This is a genomic window from Flavobacterium sp., assembly GCF_040379285.1.
Lineage (GTDB): Bacteria > Bacteroidota > Bacteroidia > Flavobacteriales > Flavobacteriaceae > Flavobacterium.
Genome location: NZ_JBEILJ010000025.1, coordinates 1 through 19,108, shown reverse-complemented (window position 1 = coordinate 19,108; position 19,108 = coordinate 1). Strand labels below are relative to the sequence as shown.

13 protein-coding genes and 2 tRNA genes are annotated in these 19,108 nt (G+C 42.2%); 6 read left to right on the top strand and 9 right to left on the bottom strand.

Features of this window, described 5'->3' with window-relative positions; genetic code table 11:
- The first annotated feature begins 87 nt into the window (after window positions 1–87).
- A complete protein-coding gene (locus ABWO12_RS06930; protein WP_353088032.1) occupies window positions 88–504 on the top strand; it encodes a DUF1573 domain-containing protein in 417 nt (138 codons plus the stop codon).
- Between the two features lie 65 nt (window positions 505–569).
- Here ABWO12_RS06930 and ABWO12_RS06925 read toward each other — a convergent pair whose 3' ends face one another.
- The 4 genes from ABWO12_RS06925 to ABWO12_RS06910 form a co-directional block, all read right to left on the bottom strand.
- A complete protein-coding gene (locus tag ABWO12_RS06925; RefSeq protein WP_353088031.1) occupies window positions 570–1,019 on the bottom strand; it encodes a hypothetical protein in 450 nt (149 codons plus the stop codon).
- A 28-nt stretch (window positions 1,020–1,047) separates the two neighbouring features.
- A complete protein-coding gene (gene rimO, locus ABWO12_RS06920) occupies window positions 1,048–2,349 on the bottom strand; it encodes a 30S ribosomal protein S12 methylthiotransferase RimO (RefSeq protein WP_353088030.1) in 1,302 nt (433 codons plus the stop codon).
- A 109-nt stretch (window positions 2,350–2,458) separates the two neighbouring features.
- The gene (locus ABWO12_RS06915; protein ID WP_353088029.1) at window positions 2,459–3,991 is read right to left on the bottom strand and encodes an OmpP1/FadL family transporter; all 1,533 of its coding nucleotides are present in this window, start codon (window positions 3,989–3,991) and stop codon (window positions 2,459–2,461) included.
- Between the two features lie 33 nt (window positions 3,992–4,024).
- Window positions 4,025–5,053: a hypothetical protein gene (locus ABWO12_RS06910; protein WP_353088028.1), complete on the bottom strand. Its 1,029-nt coding sequence runs from the start codon at window positions 5,051–5,053 to the stop codon at window positions 4,025–4,027.
- A gap of 101 nt (window positions 5,054–5,154) precedes the next feature.
- Here ABWO12_RS06910 and proS point away from each other — a divergent pair, with 101 nt between their 5' ends.
- The 4 genes from proS (at window position 5,155) to rpsT (ending at window position 7,310) form a co-directional block, all read left to right on the top strand.
- Window positions 5,155–6,633, top strand: coding sequence for a proline--tRNA ligase (gene proS, locus ABWO12_RS06905; protein ID WP_353088027.1), 1,479 nt, complete (start codon window positions 5,155–5,157; stop codon window positions 6,631–6,633).
- A gap of 76 nt (window positions 6,634–6,709) precedes the next feature.
- A tRNA-Glu gene (locus tag ABWO12_RS06900) sits at window positions 6,710–6,781 on the top strand.
- A gap of 50 nt (window positions 6,782–6,831) precedes the next feature.
- Window positions 6,832–6,903: transfer RNA gene (locus ABWO12_RS06895), tRNA-Glu, on the top strand.
- Window positions 6,904–7,058: 155 nt separating this feature from the next.
- Window positions 7,059–7,310, top strand: coding sequence for a 30S ribosomal protein S20 (gene rpsT, locus ABWO12_RS06890; RefSeq protein ID WP_073362803.1), 252 nt, complete (start codon window positions 7,059–7,061; stop codon window positions 7,308–7,310).
- Between the two features lie 48 nt (window positions 7,311–7,358).
- Here rpsT and ABWO12_RS06885 read toward each other — a convergent pair whose 3' ends face one another.
- Both ABWO12_RS06885 and ABWO12_RS06880 read right to left on the bottom strand, forming a co-directional pair.
- Window positions 7,359–7,769, bottom strand: a complete 411-nt coding sequence (locus ABWO12_RS06885; RefSeq protein ID WP_353088026.1) for a response regulator — start codon at window positions 7,767–7,769, stop codon at window positions 7,359–7,361.
- 1 nt (window position 7,770) lies between these two features.
- Complete coding sequence (locus tag ABWO12_RS06880) at window positions 7,771–9,471, bottom strand: sensor histidine kinase (RefSeq protein ID WP_353088025.1); 1,701 nt, start codon at window positions 9,469–9,471, stop codon at window positions 7,771–7,773.
- Between the two features lie 137 nt (window positions 9,472–9,608).
- On the opposite strand from ABWO12_RS06880, the gene typA reads away from it, so the two are divergent.
- Window positions 9,609–11,414, top strand: coding sequence for a translational GTPase TypA (gene typA, locus ABWO12_RS06875; protein ID WP_353088024.1), 1,806 nt, complete (start codon window positions 9,609–9,611; stop codon window positions 11,412–11,414).
- A gap of 81 nt (window positions 11,415–11,495) precedes the next feature.
- Here the strand turns inward: typA and ABWO12_RS06870 are convergent, their stop codons facing one another.
- The 3 genes from ABWO12_RS06870 to ABWO12_RS06860 all read right to left on the bottom strand — a co-directional run bounded on the left by ABWO12_RS06870 (window position 11,496) and on the right by ABWO12_RS06860 (window position 18,409).
- The gene (locus ABWO12_RS06870) at window positions 11,496–16,487 is read right to left on the bottom strand and encodes an FIDD domain-containing protein (protein WP_353088023.1); all 4,992 of its coding nucleotides are present in this window, start codon (window positions 16,485–16,487) and stop codon (window positions 11,496–11,498) included.
- Between the two features lie 182 nt (window positions 16,488–16,669).
- Entirely contained in the window at window positions 16,670–17,506 is an 837-nt protein-coding gene (locus ABWO12_RS06865; protein ID WP_353088022.1) for an ABC transporter permease, read from the bottom strand.
- Between the two features lie 3 nt (window positions 17,507–17,509).
- Window positions 17,510–18,409 carry an ABC transporter ATP-binding protein gene (locus tag ABWO12_RS06860; RefSeq protein WP_353088021.1) on the bottom strand — a complete coding sequence of 300 codons (900 nt, stop codon included), beginning with the start codon at window positions 18,407–18,409 and terminating at the stop codon, window positions 17,510–17,512.
- Window positions 18,410–19,108: the final 699 nt, after the last annotated feature.

Genomic DNA, 19,108 nt, shown 5'->3' with positions numbered 1-19,108 from the left:
AACAACCCACTATCGAAATTGGATTTACCTTTGTCTCATAGAAATTAGAAAACTTACTTTAATTATAAAACCAAAAATTCATTTCGTATGAAAACAGTAAAAATTACTTTAGCGGCTTTTGCCTTCGGATTGATGTCTTTCACGACAGCAACCGTAATTGATCAACCTACTACCCTTTCTGCCAAAGAAGCTTCACCTGTAGTATGGAAATCAGAAACTGTAGATGTAGGTGAAATTCCACAAGGAACTCCAAAGACCATCGAGTTTTCGTTTAAAAACACAGGGACTAAGTCGGTATTGATTACCAATGTAAAACCTTCTTGTGGATGTACAGCAGCCGATTATACTAAAGAAGCCGTAGCGCCTGGAAAAACAGGATATGTAAAAGCGACTTACAATGCCGCAGCAGCTGGAGCGTTTGCCAAAACTATCACGGTAACCACCAATGCTGAAGAAACGCCAAAAGTGTTGACTTTTAAAGGAACTGTGGTTGCAAAATCATAAGTTTTCGATATAAAGATGATTAAGAAGAACGAAAAACTCCTGAGGTGACTCAGGAGTTTTTTAATTTAAGAGCGGGTCTTCATAGCTTCCATCCTTTTTTGACGGTCCAATATGATTTCCTTAAACTTTTTCTTTTGTTCGTCATTCAGGAAGTTCATCACATTGCGTTCTGCAGTTTCATTAATGGCACTAATTTCGCTCAACTTTTCATCTTGTGCCATGTTTTCTTTTTTCATGATGGCATTGATTTTTTTGGAGCTGGCATCAAATTCTTTTTGCACAATAATCACTTGTAATTCGTCCAGTTTTAAATCGGTTTTCAGTTTATCTACCGTTTTTTGTACCGATTCAACGCGTTCTTTTTCAAGTTGCTCAGGTGTTTTCTCTCGAGCCATTGGCGGTTGCATACCCATACCAGAACGCCCCATGCCCCCCATACCGTTATTCATCATGCCCATTTGTGCCCAACCAGTGAGCGTTACAGTGCAACAAAATAACAAAGCGATTTTTTTCATAATAACTTCATTTTCGTAAAGATACAAATTATATCGGTTCTCCGTAAAGGTCAAATTCACTCGCATCAAAAATTCGAATCATAGCAAATTCTCCTGTTTTTAAATAGTGTTGAGAAGCGTCAATCAAAACTTCATTATCAACATCGGGACTATCAAATTCGGTACGTCCAACAAAATAGTTCCCTTCTTTTCGATCGATGACACAACGAAAGGTTTGACCGATTTTTTCTTGATTTAATTCAAAAGATACTTGCGATTGAATATCCATGATTTCTTGTTGACGCGCCAATTTTGTGGCTTCAGGGACATCATCCTCAAGCGCAAACGCGCCCGTATTTTCTTCGTGGGAATAGGTAAAACAACCCAAACGTTCGAAGCGCATATCGCGAACCCAGTCTTTCAATATTTGGAAATCTTCCTCCGTTTCGCCGGGATACCCCACAATTAAAGTGGTACGAATAGCGATGCCTGGAACCGCTTCCCGAAATTCATTTAACAGTCGGGTCGTTTTTTCCTGGGTAGTTCCGCGTTTCATCGATTTTAAAATGGCATCGGATATGTGCTGCAAAGGAATATCGATATAATTGCAAATCTTCGGTTCCCGTCGCATGACATCCAATACATCCATAGGAAATCCTGAAGGAAAGGCATAATGCAAACGAATCCACTCAATACCTTCAACCTTTACTAAGGCTTCCAAAAGTTCGGCTAAGTTTCTTTTCTTGTATAAATCCAATCCGTAATAGGTGAGATCTTGTGCAATTAAAATCAATTCTTTTACGCCATTTTTGGCCAATCCCTCGGCCTCTTTTACCAATTTTTCAATTGGTTGTGATACGTGTTTTCCGCGCATCAATGGAATGGCACAAAAACTACAAGGACGGTCACATCCTTCGGCGATTTTTAAATAAGCATAATTTTTAGGCGTCGTAGTGAGTCGTTCTCCTAAGAGTTCGTGCTTATAATCGGCACCTAAAGCCTTTAGCAAAAGCGGTAATTCTGTGGTTCCAAAGTACTGGTCGATGTTTGGAATCTCTTTCTCCAAATCGGGTCGGTATCTTTCAGAAAGACAACCGGTGACAAATACTTTGTCTACCACGCCACGTTCTTTTTTGTCGGCGTATTCCAAAATGGTATTTACTGATTCTTCTTTGGCATTATCAATAAATCCGCAGGTGTTGATGACCACAATATTGCCTTCTTGTTCATGCACAACTTCTTTTCCGTTGGCGCGCAATTGTCCCATTAAGACTTCACTATCGTACGTGTTTTTGGAACACCCTAAAGTGATTACATTGATCTTGTTTTTTTTGACCGATTTGGTTCTCATAGTTTTTGAAAAATGGACTGCAAAATTAGGCTATTTATTTCAGTCTCAAAAAGGAAACCGCATAAAAAAAGCCATCGATAACCGACGGCTTTTATAAGGTATAGTGGAATTATAATTCAAAAAGAAGAGTCACCGAAATGTTGTCAAACACGGCACGACTACGCGCTGTATCGGTCAATCCGCGGTTGAACATTTGTTGGTTGAAATTGCGCCATCCGTGACTGTACGATACATCTAGACGCGTATCCCCAAAATTGTACCCCAATCCACCCGAATAGGTTGTCAAATTACCCATTGTATAGTGGTTTTTGTAGGGACTTTCAGACCAACGATATCCTCCGCGAAGACTCCATTGATTGTATTTGTATTCCGTTCCTAAGCGAATTTCTGTAGCCGCCTGTAATTGATTATCTATAGTTGCATTTTCGGCACTAAAATCGCGTTGCGGCGTAAAGGTGTTGCCTTGGTAAAACTGCTGCGAGATATCAGCACTGATTAAACCGCGTTTGCCAAACAAAAAGACACCCGATGCCGTAACTCTATCGGCTGTACGCAAACGATAGGGTTCGAAAATCATGGTCACATTCGGATCCACGACCACCGAATTATACTGCGTATTATTGGCATCTGCATTCAAACCAAATCCCGACGTAGCGATGTATTGACGTAACTCATCGTTCAAGCGAAACCAAGTCGGGGATTGATAAGCAAGTCCCAAACGCGCATTTTTGTGTACTTTAAAAATAGCCCCCAATTGAACAGAGAATCCGTTGCCATAGGTGTACAAATCATTGTTAAAACGCACCCGATCTACCGTAGAGCCGGTGGGATAGCGGGGATTTGAATTGGCTTCAAAAAATGAAGTGCTTTGTCGGTAATCGACAAAATGAAAGTTCAAATTGATTCCGAGCATCAACCAATCTTGGTATTGTGCTGATCCATTCACCGATAATTTACTGGAATAACCCGAGGAGTTCAATAAAAAGCTTTGCGCATAATTTCCACCAGGGGCAATATTCGTAAAGTAGGAAGTATTGTTCGGATTATTACTAACCGGGTCGATAATATAGGAATTGTATCCTAAATAGGCTTGTTGTTCGTTAAAAAACAATTCATCGTAAAAGAAATCGTTTAGCACTCCAAAAGGAACTGCTTCAGAGGGATTTCTACCGTTGGCAAAACTAAGGAAGTATTGGTCAATGGAGTTGTTGGGATTGACGCCGCTTAGAAAAACAGAATTATTCAGGTTTTGCGTGTTCTCGTAATTCAAGGCTACCGCAAATTTATTCCAATCAGATTTTTTTAGAGGGTCTACAAAAACCAACACACCTCCCGCTTGATTGATGTCAAAGTGATTGTTGTTTTCTCGTTGTTGGGTTCCAAAATAATTGGTGCGATTGGTGGTGTTAAAATTGGTAAGCGTAGCACCTGCTTGATTGTTACTGAAAATCACAGAACCTGCTGGATTGACAGAAATGGCACTTAAATCACCCCCTACAGCACCAAAGGCACCTCCCATAGCGCGAAATCGAGCCGTTCCATTAAGGTCTTGCACCGAATACCTTAAGGCATCCTGTATATCTTGGCTCCAACCGGAGGTCATAACCAATCCTGTGAAGCATAAGGCAAATATCTTTTTCATAGTAAACTAGTCTTAGTGAGTAAATGGAACAAATTAACGACGACCACCGCCACCGCCTCCTGAACGGCCGCCACCGCCAAAACCGCCACCGCCGCCGTAGCTTCCGCCACCTCCATAATTTGAACGCGATGGGCTGTAGCTTCGGGTGTTGGACTCACTGCGTGAAGGGCTACTACTCGGAGTAGGGTTATTACGCACGGCTCCTGTGTTAGGCGCATTATTGGGTCGTGTATTATTGGTAGGATAGTTTTGACGCACGCCGCTATTGCCACGCGTAATATTTACTGGACGCACCCCATTGGTATAATCTGCACGCCCGTTACGAACAGTATTGCCTCGGGTAAAATTATTGCTTCGGGTGAAACCATTATTAGCGCGTCCGATACCGCTGTTACGTCCGTTAAGTGCTGTTGGATTTCGGTAAATGGTGTTACGACGTCCTCCGTTGTAAGCGAAGTTGTTATACCAACCGCCACCCCAGCCCCAGCCCCAACCGGGTCCGTACCAAGAGTTCCAACCCCAGCCCCAACCAGGACCATACCAGTTGTTCCAACCCCAGCCGCCCCAGCCGCCCCAGCCCCAGCCGGCATTCCAACCGAGACCCCAGCCGCCGTTCCAACCCCAGTTGTTCCAGCCCCAGCCGCCCCAGCCAGCATTCCAACCAAGACCCCAGCCGCCATTCCAACCCCAGCCGTCATTCCAAGAATCATAATAGTTGACGGTGACATTGGTAGCATTATTCCCCCATCCATTGTAGTTGGAAGAAGCCGTGTGTGCCGCAGTGTTTTGGGTGCTGTCTTGTGGTGTAGTATAATTTTCAACATCTGTAATTAATTCTTGACTCACCTCGTTTAAGGAGCTGAAATAATTACGGTAATATTCGCTGTTGCTATTGTCCTGTCTAGGAGCACTAGCTCGAGTGGTTCCAGTGCTGCCATATACGCCATCATTATCGTAATAGGAAGAATTTTGATAGGAGCCGCAAGAAGTGACCAAAATTCCCAAAGTGACTAGGGTGAGCCAACGGAAATTACGGATTTGGGAAAGGAAATTTGTTTTCATATCTATAGCATTTTTATTGTTGGTCATTACAAAAATAGTTAGTTTTGCCAGACTAATTAGTTAAAATTTGATTAAACAATTTTTGTGCCAAACTGTTCATTATGAGTAAGAACTTAACAAAGCGAGAAGAGGATTATTCCAAATGGTATAACGAGCTGGTGGTTAAAGCCGATTTGGCTGAAAACTCTGGGGTGCGTGGCTGTATGGTGATCAAACCTTATGGATATGCCATTTGGGAAAAAATGCAGGCCGAGTTGGATCGGATGTTCAAAGAAACCGGTCACAGCAATGCGTATTTTCCTTTGTTTGTTCCCAAAAGTATGTTTGAAGCAGAAGAGAAAAATGCGGAAGGATTTGCGAAAGAATGCGCCGTAGTGACGCATTACCGTTTAAAAGCGGATGAAACCCAAAAAGGGAAACTTATCGTTGATCCACAAGCCAAACTGGAGGAAGAATTAGTCGTTCGACCTACCAGTGAAGCGATTATTTGGTCTACGTATAAGAATTGGATTCAATCCTACCGTGATTTGCCCTTGCTTATTAATCAATGGGCGAATGTAGTGCGCTGGGAAATGCGTACCCGTTTGTTTCTTCGTACCGCTGAGTTTTTGTGGCAGGAGGGGCATACCGCGCATGCTACCCGTGAAGAAGCCATAGCTGAGACCGAACAAATGATGCAAGTATATGCTGATTTTGTCGAAAATTTCATGGCTATTCCCGTTATCAAAGGTGTGAAAACAGCCAATGAACGTTTTGCCGGAGCGGAAGAAACCTATTGCATTGAAGCTTTGATGCAAGACGGAAAAGCCTTGCAGGCTGGGACATCACACTTTTTAGGGCAAAATTTTGCACAAGCCTTTGAGGTGAAGTTTGCCAACAAAGAAGGGAAACAAGATTATGTGTGGGGCACCTCTTGGGGGGTTTCAACACGCTTGATGGGTGCTTTGGTCATGACGCATTCCGATGATAATGGGTTGGTTTTACCACCTAATTTAGCTCCGATTCAAGTAGTTATTGTACCAATTTACAAGAGTGAAGAAGAACTGGCGGCTATCAGTACAGTGGCTCATGAAATCACAGCGGCTTTACGTAAGTTACACATTTCGGTTAAGTTTGACGATCGGACGACACAAAAGCCAGGATTTAAATTTGCCGAATGGGAACTCAAAGGCGTGCCCGTACGCATGGCGATTGGTCCCAAAGATTTAGAACAAGGAACGGTGGAGCTAGCCCGAAGAGATACGTTAACCAAAGAGGTGGTTCGTCGCGAGGGCGTAGAAGCCTACCTTGTTGATTTAATGGAAACGATTCAGCAGAGTTTATATCAAAAAGCATTTTCGTACCGCGACAGTCATATTACTAAAGTGGATAATTTTGATGAATTCAAAACGATTTTGGAAACAAAAGGAGGATTTTTAGCTGCCCATTGGGATGGAACACAAAAAACGGAAGAAAAGATTAAAGAATTGACTAAGGCAACCATTCGTTGCATTCCTTTGGACCAAGAAAAAGAAGAGGGAAAATGTGTGTTTTCAGGGGCTCCATCCACCGGACGTGTCTTGTTTGCTAAGGCCTATTAAAAAAAATAAAAAAGTTTAAAAGCGGACTTGCACGTGTAAAAAATAGTTGTATTTTTGCATCCGCATTTGAGCAGTAGGCCCGTTCGTCTATCGGTTAGGACTCAAGATTTTCATTCTTGCAAGAGGGGTTCGATTCCCCTACGGGCTACAAAATAAAGGCAATTTAAGTGTGACATTTCATGTTACTGTTACTCAAATGGCCCGTTCGTCTATCGGTTAGGACTCAAGATTTTCATTCTTGCAAGAGGGGTTCGATTCCCCTACGGGCTACAAATTAGTTGTAAATTAGTTTTGTAAAACAAAGGTTTTGTGTCTCAAATCGTTGTTTTATTAGTTAAAACCAAAGTGATTACCGAGTAATTGTGGGAGGTTTTTCTTTTTTAACTAATAGTTATAAATAATTATTACAATTAAATTACAAAACAATGGCAAATCACAAGTCAGCGCTAAAGAGAATTAGAAGTAACGAGAAACGAAGAGTTTTAAACCGTTATCAACACAAAACAACACGTAATGCCGTGAAAGCGTTGCGTATGTCTACGGATAAAGCAGATGCAGCAGCCAAATTGGCAAGCGTTATTTCTATGATTGACAAGTTAGCGAAGAAAAACATCATTCATGATAACAAGGCTTCCAACTTGAAGTCGAAGTTAACGAAACACGTCAACAAACTGTAATCTATTTTATAGTATAGTATGCAAAAGCCTCCAATTCGGAGGCTTTTTTTATGCGTTGTTATTCTTTAACTCTTCAAGCATCTCTCTAGTTATCGGTTTCGATAAAAAGTCCAATACCATAGGATACGATTTTGATTTTTCGATGTCCTTTGGGTCTATAGTTGAGGAGAGCACAATTACTTTTAGCTGTGGAAAAATTTCGTTGTAACGTCGTTCAGTAATGATATCCAGAAATTCCCAGCCCCCCATTACGGGCATATTCAAATCCAAAAAAAGAAGTTCGGGTAAATCGGTTGTCGGTGTAATTCCATCTTGAGAAAACGACTCTAAATAGGCTAACGCATCTTCACCATTGTTGGCAATCTCAATGGTTTCGGAAAACTCACACTTTTGAATGACTTTTTTACATAGCATTAATGTAATGGGGTCATCGTCTACACAGAGTATTTTTTTGTACATTTTAATTGTTTTTAAAGGTAATCGTGAATGTTGTTCCTACGCCTACCTCACTATCTATTGTGATGCTTCCTCCCATGGACTCAACTTGCGATTTGACTAAATATAAGCCCAAACCTTTACTGTCCGGATTGTCATGAAAACGTTGGTATAATCCAAATACTTTATCTCGATGGCGTTTGAGGTCTATACCCAAGCCGTTGTCTTTGAAGGTAATTTGTGTTTCGGTGCCTAAATTTTTAGCAGCGACTAAAATTTTCAATTGACGGGAAGGATCGCTGTAGCGGAGTGCATTGGTAGTCAAATTTAGTAAAATACTTTCAAAATATGAACAATTTAATAATAAAGTATCTACTTTGTCGACATCCAGTTTTATAATTGGGTTTAAGTTACTGATTAAAAAACTAAGTTGGTTAAAGATGTTTTCAAACACATCACGAATCACAATCGGCTCTTTATCAATAGCTAAACTGTCTTTGATAATAATGATATTCACCAAATCATTGACTGTGTCGTTTAGTTGTTGGGTTGATTTGCTAAATCCTTGAAGAATTTCTTTCAATTCATAATCCTCAATTTCAATATCATCCAACAAATTCAATAACCCGGTCAAATTAGAAAGAGGAGCTCGTAAGTTGTGCGAAGTGATGTAGGAGAATTGCTTTAAGTCGGAGTTGTTTTGTGTCAATTCTTTAATCAACTGTTCGCGTTCTTTTTCTTGCTCTTTTTCCTCGGTTATGTCACGCTGAATGGAAATCCAATGTGTATGTTGATTTTCATGGTTGGTAATGGGAATCAAACTTAGATTCACCCAATAGTTAGTGTTGTCCTTACGTTTGGTCAGGGTTTCCAAGGTAAAAGCCTCTTTCTTTTTTAAGGCATCTGCAATTTTTTTGACATCCCTTTTATTTCGGATACGTTTGAAAAAGAAGGTAGCAGATTGGTGTAAAACTTTCGCTTGGTCGTATCCTGTCATTTTCTCGAAAGCAGGATTGACATATACGATTTGATCTTCGGCATTTTCAGAGGCTCCAACAGCGGTAATCAAAACGGTATCGCGGTTTTGGATAATCACGGTTTCCAATAAACGCAATCGTTGTTCTTCTTCTTTTTGTCGGGTGACATCCTGCATTGCACCAATCATTCGCACCACATTGCCTTCCTCATCTTTTACCAGAAAACCACGGTCATACACATAGCGGTATTGTCCATTGGCGTCCATAAATCGGTATTCATCTTGCCATTTATCCGAGCGTTGGGCGATATACGAATATAGTTTTACGGAAATCTTCAAACTGTCTTCAGGGTGAATTTTATCAAACCACCACTGTAAATGAGGTCCAACCTGTTCTTTTTTATAACCAAAAACGCCTTGAATTCCTTTGTTCCAAATAAAGCTGTTGGTTTTAACATCCCAGTCCCAAATCGTATCGCTCGTTGCTTTGGAAACAATTTCAAAACGTTCGTTGGAAACAGATAATTCTGAGAATTCCGATTCAAATTGCGCCATATAGCGCTCTGTAGTTAAAATCTTTTGTGCTACAAAGTACGTCGTAAAAAGAGCAATTCCCAACGATAAACCCAATCCGATTCCCAGTTGCCATGTTGGATTGTTCCATTGGGTGACCACGACCATCCCTGTAAATATCAGGGCAAATAAGATGAGGAATGCCGGAAGAAAAAAACGTAGGTTGGTGTGTTTCATTATTCCAAAAATAACAAAAAAACAAGATAAAAAACATGTTGTAGTATTAATTCACTTTTACTTATCTTAAAACTATTGCCTTGAGGATGCCTGAATTCAGAAAATAAAAACTACCTTTGCGCCTTCAAAAAAATCACATGGAATCAATACGAAATATTGCCATTATTGCCCACGTTGACCACGGAAAAACAACCTTGGTTGACAAGATTATGTTCCACTGTCAGCTGTTTCGCGAAAACGAAAATACCGGCGATTTAATTTTGGATAATAATGATTTAGAACGCGAACGCGGCATTACCATTACCTCCAAAAACGTTTCGGTTGTATACAAAGGAACCAAAATTAACATTATCGATACGCCAGGCCACGCCGACTTTGGTGGGGAAGTAGAACGGGTATTGAATATGGCAGATGGCGTTTGTTTGTTGGTCGATGCCTTTGAAGGTCCAATGCCCCAAACACGTTTCGTATTGCAAAAAGCCATTGACTTAGGGTTGAAACCTTGTGTGGTGATCAACAAAGTGGATAAAGAAAACTGTACTCCTGAAGAAGTGCATGAAAAAGTATTCGACCTCATGTTTGAATTGGGTGCCGAGGAATGGCAGTTGGACTTCCCAACCGTTTATGGTTCGGCCAAAAACAACTGGATGTCCGAAGACTGGCAAAACGTTACAACATCTATCGAACCTTTGTTGGATATGGTGGTGAATCATGTTCCCGCTCCTAAAGTGTCAGAAGGAACACCTCAAATGTTGGTTACTTCGTTGGACTTTTCATCGTTTACGGGTCGAATCGCTATCGGACGTTTAGAGCGCGGAACGCTACGTGAAAATATGCCTGTTTCTCTAGTGAAAAGAGACGGTTCCATCACCAAATCCAAAATCAAAGAATTACACACTTTTGAAGGTTTGGGCCGTAAAAAAGTAGCCGAAGTACACGCCGGTGACATTTGTGCCTTGGTGGGTATTGAAGGGTTTGAAATTGGGGATACCATCGCTGATTTTGAAAATCCAGAAGCCTTAAAAAGTATTGCGATTGATGAACCAACAATGAGTATGTTGTTTACCATCAATGACTCTCCTTTCTTTGGTAAAGAAGGAAAATTCGTTACTTCGCGCCATATCAAAGATCGTTTGACCAAAGAACTAGAGAAAAACTTGGCCTTACGCGTAAGCGAAACCGATTCGGCCGATAAATTTATGGTGTTTGGTCGTGGGGTATTGCACTTGTCTGTTTTAATTGAAACCATGCGTCGCGAGGGTTATGAATTGCAAATCGGTCAACCCCAAGTTATTATCAAAGAAATTGATGGGCAAAAATGTGAGCCTATTGAAGAATTAACCATCGACTTACCTGAAAATGTTTCGGGTAAAGCGGTCGAATTCGTTACCGTTCGTAAAGGGGAAATGCTAAGCATGGAACCCCGTGGCGAGCGTATGATTATCAAATTTAACATTCCTTCTCGTGGAATCATCGGATTGCGTAATCAATTGTTGACGGCTACTGCGGGAGAAGCTATTATGGCGCATCGTTTCATTGGGTATGAGCCTTTAAAAGGAGATATTTCGGGTCGTATTAACGGTTCGTTGATTTCTATGGAAAATGGAAAAGCCATTCCGTATTCAATCAATAAATTGCAAGACCGTGGTAAGTTTTTTGTCGATCCCAACGAAGATATTTACGAAGGACAAGTGGTCGGTGAAAACTCTCGTGCGGATGATTTGGTGATAAACATTACCAAAACCAAACAATTGACTAACTTCCGTTCCGCGGGCGCTGATGATAAAACGCGTATCGTTCCGGCGATCAAGTTTACCCTTGAAGAAGCTTTAGAATATATTCAAAAAGATGAGTATGTGGAAGTGACACCCAAGTCAATTCGTTTGCGTAAAATTTTGTTGAGCGAAAATGACCGTAAGCGTTTCAAAAATGCTATGGTGTAACACCTCCATTCTAACAATAAAAAAAAGCCATCAATCCTTTCGTTGATGGCTTTTTTAGTATATGCTTTTTAGCATTCGAGGCTAACGCTTCAAGGCAAAATTTCCTTTAACAATACGCCCGTCTTCAAGTTGAATGACATACCAGTAATCATCGCCTGGCAGTAAAGCTCCATTATAAGTACCGTCCCAACCCGGGCCCAACGCCCCGATTTGTTTCAATAACTTCCCATAACGGTCGTAAATAAAGATTTGCGTATTGGGATAAAAAGTGTTCGTAACGCCACGAATATTCCAAGTATCATTAAATCCATCGCCATTGGGTGTAAAATAGGCTGGAATGCCCAACACAGTGACCAAATAGGAAGCTATTCCACATCCATTTAAGTCTTTTACATAGACCGTATGCACGCCCATGGGGACTTGTGTAAATACATTTGAACTTTGATACGGTCCATACGATTCATCAATACTGTACACATAATCACCATTGCCAGAAACGTTTACCGTGATGGTGTTATTATCGACCAAATCCACAACGGTTACCGAATCTATCGTCGCAATAACAGAGGTGTTCACTTCAACTACGCGTAGGGCAGTACACCCTTGAGTATTGGTAACTTCAACGCTATACGTCCCTTCTTGATTGACCGTGAGGCTGTATTGGGTTGCCCCCGGAATGAGGGTTCCCTCAAAATACCATTGGTACGTGTAGGTGGGAATCAAGTTGTCTTGCGCCACATCGGCTGTAAGTGTTGCTGTGAAAAAAGGTAAATTAGAACAAATCAAGGTATCATCCCACCCTTGGGCATTGATATCGACTAAAGGTCTTGGATGCACCACAAAGGATAGCGGATAGGTTGCCGAACAGTTCGTATTAATTGGATTGGTCAAGTTGACCAAAACCGTTTGTGTTCCACTGATAAACGGATTTGGTAGTTGATTTGCGTAAACCGTACCGTTGGCCAAGGTGTAGGTTAACGTAAATCCAGTTTGCCCTTGAATTAAATCTTGCGTGAGCGTTGTGGTGTCAAAAGCCACCGTGCCGTTCTGTAGCGCGGGATCGGTTTCATCATCACAAACCTCAAATCGATTGGGAGCTACCGCAAACAATTCGGGTAAATCATCAACAATAAAGGTTACCGTAGTGGTCCGGAAACATGGTCCATCCACAGGAATGTTGTTGGCATTAGCTACCCTAACCTGAATCGTTTCGGTACCGGTTACCGTATACGTTGGGGGAAACGGTGCAGGAATTGGCGATCCATTTCCAGCAATATATTCAATAACAACACCCGTTTGCCCTTGTAGAAGGCTACTTTGTAACGTAGCCGTATTGAAGGTAAAACTACCATCTTGGTCATCATCACAAGAGCGAATAACATTGCCATTGCCCAACGGGAAAATAGTGGGTAAGGCTTGTACGGTTAAGGTAATGTAGGGGCCCAATCCAAAACAGGCATTGTCTACGTTACTGTCAACGCGAACCCAAATCTGTTGCGCGTTGGGGTACCCGATATTGGCATAATTGGCGGGATTGGCGATCGCTAAGGAATTTCCATTGCTATCATTTTCGGCCAAAGCATCGGCTTCGTTTCTATAATACGAAATCGTATACGTTGCGGTATTGGGTAATAATGCTTGAATCTGCCCGGTAACACTACTGAAATTAAAAGTTGCAATGCCATCGGTGTCGGTGTCTAGGGGATTTACGTAAAAATCACATTGGGTAAATTGCCAACTCGTTCCAGCGGGGATTTGGGTGGCTGAAACAATGAGATTCAAACGGGCTACGCGGAAACATTGATTGGCATTTTCGACGCGAACCCAAACCGAAGTATTGGTGGTTGTATAAGCGGTAAAGTTTGAAATTTGTTGCGATACATTATTGGTTTCGGCTCCAATTTGCGAGGTGAAATAGGTAAATGTTTCGGTGGTGGCATTGGCCGAAATCTGATTGTTTTTTTGCGTTAGGTTGAAACTCGAAATACCGTCCGTGTCGTTGTCACATTGGACCAACGTAAGCGGTGTAGTCACGACAGGTAGTGCATAGGTTGTCAATACCGCACTCAACGAATTAAGGCCACAGCTGTTACCATTTCGGTTGAGTACCACACGATAGCGATAGCCTACCATAGCCGGCGTTACGGCAAGAGCTGTCAATGTATTGGAGGTCACTCCGGTGTAATTGGGGCCGTTGGCTAACGTTGTCCATGTCGTGCCGTTATTTGTTGAAAATTGCCACTGATAGCTATCGACTGGCGTTGCAGGAACAACAGTAAAGACGGCGTTTTGCAATTCACACACCGTAACATCTTGGGGCGCTGTAGTGATACTGATAGGAGCACTGATACTGTAATTAGGATTTGGTGGCGTATATCCTCCAGCGCCAGTCACCACTCCATTGGCATTCACGGTGACACTGCCTGTTCCCAAAACACCATTGGCATCTGGATCAGCAAAACCTGCTTCAATCACATCGGCACATGAATCGTTGTCCGCGTCCAAAGCAACATAATTAAAAATACCATCGCCATCAGAATCGGCTAAAGTGTAATTCAACGTTCCTGAATCAAGAGGGTTTTCTAATCCGTTGTGCAACCCGTTGGTTCCAACCTGAATCGCATCAATAATCCCATCTAAATTGGCATCCAAGGTACCACTTTGGGCTTCCGTTACATCGTAAATTCCGTCATTATCTGAATCTAAATCCAAATAATTGGGAACGCCATCACCGTCAAAGTCGTTGGGAACATATGAAGGACCAAAAATATCATCCAAACCGTCATTGTTGGCGTCATTTCCAGAAAGTGCCACAAACGTAGGCCCTTGTGACTCTACTAAATCTAAAATTCCATCATTATCTGAATCGATGTCCAACGCATCGGCGACACCATCGGCATCACTGTCTTTGGGGACACATACCGCATAAAAGCGAAACGTGGCACGATTGGGCGCATCATCAACCAAATTTTTATGCTGGATTGCCAATGAAGTCGTCAGGTAGGTTTGGAATTTAAACGTGCCACTCCCTGCGGCCAAAGGAACAGCACTATTCAATCGAAAACGAATTTCAAAAGAGGAAAATCGCGTCACGCCGCTCTCAAAGAAACCGTCGTAATTCGTATCAATTAACAACTGATTATCTGGATTGTCTACCGTAATGGTTTGGTTTATTGGGCAGGTGATAATATATTCCCCTTTGTCGTTGATTAAATCAGTGGTATTGGCCACAGCAGCATATTCTAATCCCAAACTGATGGGCTGTGTGAAGTTGACTTGGTATTTTACCCAGTTCGTTTTTCCGGGAGGAACATCCGTGACGATAGTGCCATCATTCGTCGATGTAAACGGAAGCGTACTAGCCGTTGTAGACGTACTTACAGTCCCAGTAAAAGGTCGGCTAAAGGCCCCTACCGTCAGTGTTCCTGTGCTGGGATTTTGTAAATTCAAGTATTGGTTCCCATACGATTCCGTACAATTGGCAATCCCGTCGTTGTCCATATCCACATCAATGTTGTCATTGACCAAATCCCCATCCAAATCGTTGGGACAGGTACTGACTGGAAATTCATCCGATAAAATTTCAATCCCACAAGCAGCCAAAGCAGCATTTACTTTGTAGTATCCGGGTTGTGTCGGGGTATAACTATTGGTCGTTGCGCCGGGAATCGGCACATTGTTGAAATACCATTGGTAGGTATCAAATCCACTCTGCGCATTGACATTCAACGACACATTGGGAATACAGTTGGTGAGGTTAACATCAACTTCTTGAAAAACTACCTCAGGTTTGAACACAAATCCCGAATAATAGCCTCCAAACGTAGCGGCTCCATTGTTTCCATAAGCGGCCAAATAGAGTTCGGTGGTAGAAAAAACGGAAACATTTCCTGTCAAACCTGTAATGATATAACATTCATAATTTGGATTTCCTACTACTGCTAAAGGACCACTTACGCCAAAAGCCCCTGCCAATCCCGCTAGCGTGTAGGGGACTCCATCGATGATAAAGTTAAGGGTTGATCCGGTTTTGGTGGTAATAGTAACGCGCCCACTGAAATTTCGATTCCCAACTCTTTCAATAAACGGAATGTTATCGAGGGATTTTGGAGTTTGACAGCTTAGAGGCGGAACAAAAAACATTTCTTGATTCGCTTGATTGTTCTGAGAACCGTCACCGACCGCTTGGTACGCAAAAATATTTTTATCCGAACGAACATATAAATTGCCATTCACATTGTAATCGGCTCCGGTAAGTTGCACATAGTCCCCCGCATTCAATTGATAGCTCGGCGTAGTATTCCCATTCAGAAAGATGGAGGTGTTGTTTTCGTGGGCAATCAACAATACGCGCTCCACATTGTCCATTCCCGTACTTTTGATAAAAATATAGTCTTTCCCGGTTCGCTCTACCGATACAATTTGGTCAAAGCCTGTATCGATATTCGACATTTGGCCATTGGTTCCACCAACCGATCCACAATTCACAGCAATAGGTTTGTCCGCGGTTACCAGTGATCCAATGAGGGCATCGCGATTGGCCGCCAACGGACCCTGAACGGCTATGACAAAGGTTTCGCCACTGTTGAGTAAAACAGGAGGTGGTGTGTTTCCCGTGGTATTGACAAGTTGGGCACCAGGGCCGATGTCGCTAAAAGTAACCGTAGTGTTATTCTCGGTTGCCATAACACTTACAAAAGTGTAATGCAATTCAAAGTAGTTGTTGACCAGCAAATTGGTCATCCCGCCAATGCGAAATTGGGTGCCCAATGCCGCCATCCCTTTCGAAACAACACAACCCGCTTGGTTACCGGAGACATCGACAATACGACCCGAAACCGAGATTAAATCCTCGGCTTCAATGATATAGCCCGCATCTTGTAAAATGGTATTTGCTGCCGATTGGTCAACGACAAACTGAAACGGACTCCCACTGCTATCCATATCAAATACGTAAGGGATATCACGCGAAACCGTTCCGGTGATGTTAACACTCCCCGATTGTTTGATGGTAAATTGAATGGGCGTGATACTCGGGGTTGAAATATATAAAAACTTCGATCCAATAGGCATATTTTGCGAATTGGAGATCGGAGGGATATAATGCGTTTTACTAAATTGAGCGAAACAAATCGCTGAAAATAATAGCGTTAATAGGTTCGATAAAAATTTTGCATTCATAGCCCAAAAATAGACAATACCCCGCTATTAGGCGTGCGTACTTTTTATTTTTTGACGATTTTAACACTCGTAGATTACAAATCTCTTTTTTGAATCAACGCATACGAGCCCCATATAAAAAGGCAGGTCCAAACCAAGACAACCGCTACCAGACCGTAATCCACAGCATAGTCTTTGATTTCAAGCACACCTACCTGATTTCCAACGGCTTGAATAATATCCAATTTGGTGAAGGGTTCAATCAATACCCCCGACATCGCTTCCAAAGGCATGTATCGGAAAATACTACGCGCCAATTCAAAGTCGTTGACAATCAATTTTCCAAAAATCAAGAAACCAATATTTTCAATCAAATACCAAACAAACAAAAATCCAATCGCAAAAGCCGACCGTTTGATCAATACGCCCAAGAACAAACAAAAACTAAAGAACCCGGTTAACTTGACAAAAAAGGCCAATAAATAATCCATTTCCGAGAAAATAATGCCTACCTCGTCATAGGTCGAATACATCAATCCCAAAAGCAAGGAAATCACAAAAATAAAAACCGTCGACAAGCCCGAAAATACCAAGACCGTCAAGAACTTAGAGAAGACAAATTCTTTCTTACTCATTCCGTCAATCAAGTTCTGTTTTAAGGTGCCGTAAGTGTATTCATTAGCCATCATCGAAACAATCACCAAAGCCAAAAAAATCTTCGGCAACGCCCCAATGTAGCTGTTCAAATGCCAAATGTAGGGGAAGTTAAAAATACCCTGCTCGGAAGCATCAAAGTGAAAAGGACCCAAGTCAAACTCAATTGAAGCAATCAGCGCAATTAAACTCAAAATTCCAAAATAGGTCAGGGTCAAGATGCGACTCGCGCGATTCAACCAAATTTTCTGTAATTCTATGGCTAATAAACGTTTCATGTCTTAGGATTTTGTTTCGGTTAGGGTTAAAAATTGCTGTTCCAACGAGCGTTTGCGTTCCATCAAGTGATGCACATAAATCCCGTGCTCACTCAAAAATTTGTTCAACAAACCGGCATCCAAGCCGCTTTTCGCCTGAACCACAACGGTGTCTTGTTCAAGGGTAATCGAACTCAAATCGGGATACTGTGCCAAGGCCGTTTGCAGTGCTTCCAGCGATGCTGACCGTAATTCCCAATAACTTTGTTGCGTTCCCATGCCCGCAACCGTACCCGAATACAATACTTTTCCATATTGCAAAACCAAAACATGCGAACACACTTTTTCCACTTCGTCGAGCAAGTGCGAAGCCAATAATATCGTCGTTCCTTGCGAAGCAATCAACTGAATAATGTCGCGAATCTGTCGTATCCCTTGCGGATCCAAGCCGTTGGTGGGTTCGTCCAAAATCAAAATCTCCGGGTCGTTCAACAAGGCCGAAGCAATCGCCAACCGTTGTTTCATCCCCAACGAAAAGGTGCGAAACTTACTGTCTTTGCGCTCCCATAAACCCACAAGTTCCAATTTCTCCTGCACTTTGTGGTACCCGATGCCTTTGATTTTGCACACCAGCTCCAAGTTTTGCTGTGCCGACATATAGGGATAAAAATTGGGACGTTCAATGATGGCCCCCACTTTCTTCAAAGCTTCGTGGGTAGGCAATTTTCCATCAAACCAAGCATAGTCGCCCGAAGTGCGGTTGACCACATTCAACACGATACCCAGCGTAGTAGATTTTCCCGATCCATTCGGACCCAATATCCCGTAAACGTTGCCTTTTTGAATGTCCAACGACAAATCATTCACCGCATGCACGCGGCCATACCGTTTGTTTAAATTCCGAATCGATAGTATTGTTTCCAAGCGTATAAAAAGTTAGGTTTATGTTTTAGACGATACAACAAACGGTTTGTTACTTGGTTGTTCATTTTTTTGGGCACTCCCCCGAATCCCGCCCACGTTTCCAAAGCACTTTTCCGGTCGGGGTCCGGCTTTCGGCCGTCGCTGGTCTTGGGCTCTCGCCCCGCCCGAGCTCCCCAAGGCCTCTATCCGTAGTGCAAAAAAACACCCGACATAAATCGGGAGTGGAATTTATAGGTATTTCAAAGGCTTAGAAGCTCAGGGGTTCAGCGGCTTTCTTTACCCTGAACTTGAAACTTAAAACCTTAAACCTAAAAAATTGCAACATCGGGTGACAGTTGCTGAGGCGGGCTTTGTTTTTACCACTTGAAAGGATTGACTTCGTCGAATTTTATTTCACGCAGGAGCAGGGGAGTTGGAATGTTCAATTAACTACATCACCCGCCATTTAGCCAAATGCTTTTTACAGGTTGGCGTTCTTGTCGTCCTTATCTTGCAGCCTTTGTCAGTATTAAGTTTTGCAATCAACTTTTCGAATGTTTTTGTTTCGGTTTGTGTGTTGACGTTTTTAAAATTTTTAGAAGGGAAGGAGGTTTTTAATTTTTTTTCAGCGTGGGACAGGCATACGCTGGTGATAAGCTTTGGTTTGGTGGGGGTAGGGTTCCCGTTCAAAACTGGCAATTAATTCTAAATTGTTGAAAG

Coding starts and splice junctions, on each gene's coding strand:
- ABWO12_RS06930 (WP_353088032.1), top strand. CDS start 88: ATGAAAACAGTAAAAATTACTTTAGCGGCTTTTGCCTTCGGATTGATG.
- ABWO12_RS06870 (WP_353088023.1), bottom strand. CDS start 16,487: ATGCCTATTGGATCGAAGTTTTTATATATTTCAACCCCGAGTATCACG.
- typA (WP_353088024.1), top strand. CDS start 9,609: ATGGAATCAATACGAAATATTGCCATTATTGCCCACGTTGACCACGGA.
- rimO (WP_353088030.1), bottom strand. CDS start 2,349: ATGAGAACCAAATCGGTCAAAAAAAACAAGATCAATGTAATCACTTTA.
- rpsT (WP_073362803.1), top strand. CDS start 7,059: ATGGCAAATCACAAGTCAGCGCTAAAGAGAATTAGAAGTAACGAGAAA.
- ABWO12_RS06865 (WP_353088022.1), bottom strand. CDS start 17,506: ATGAAACGTTTATTAGCCATAGAATTACAGAAAATTTGGTTGAATCGC.
- ABWO12_RS06910 (WP_353088028.1), bottom strand. CDS start 5,053: ATGAAAACAAATTTCCTTTCCCAAATCCGTAATTTCCGTTGGCTCACC.
- ABWO12_RS06925 (WP_353088031.1), bottom strand. CDS start 1,019: ATGAAAAAAATCGCTTTGTTATTTTGTTGCACTGTAACGCTCACTGGT.
- ABWO12_RS06885 (WP_353088026.1), bottom strand. CDS start 7,769: ATGTACAAAAAAATACTCTGTGTAGACGATGACCCCATTACATTAATG.
- proS (WP_353088027.1), top strand. CDS start 5,155: ATGAGTAAGAACTTAACAAAGCGAGAAGAGGATTATTCCAAATGGTAT.
- ABWO12_RS06880 (WP_353088025.1), bottom strand. CDS start 9,471: ATGAAACACACCAACCTACGTTTTTTTCTTCCGGCATTCCTCATCTTA.
- ABWO12_RS06915 (WP_353088029.1), bottom strand. CDS start 3,991: ATGAAAAAGATATTTGCCTTATGCTTCACAGGATTGGTTATGACCTCC.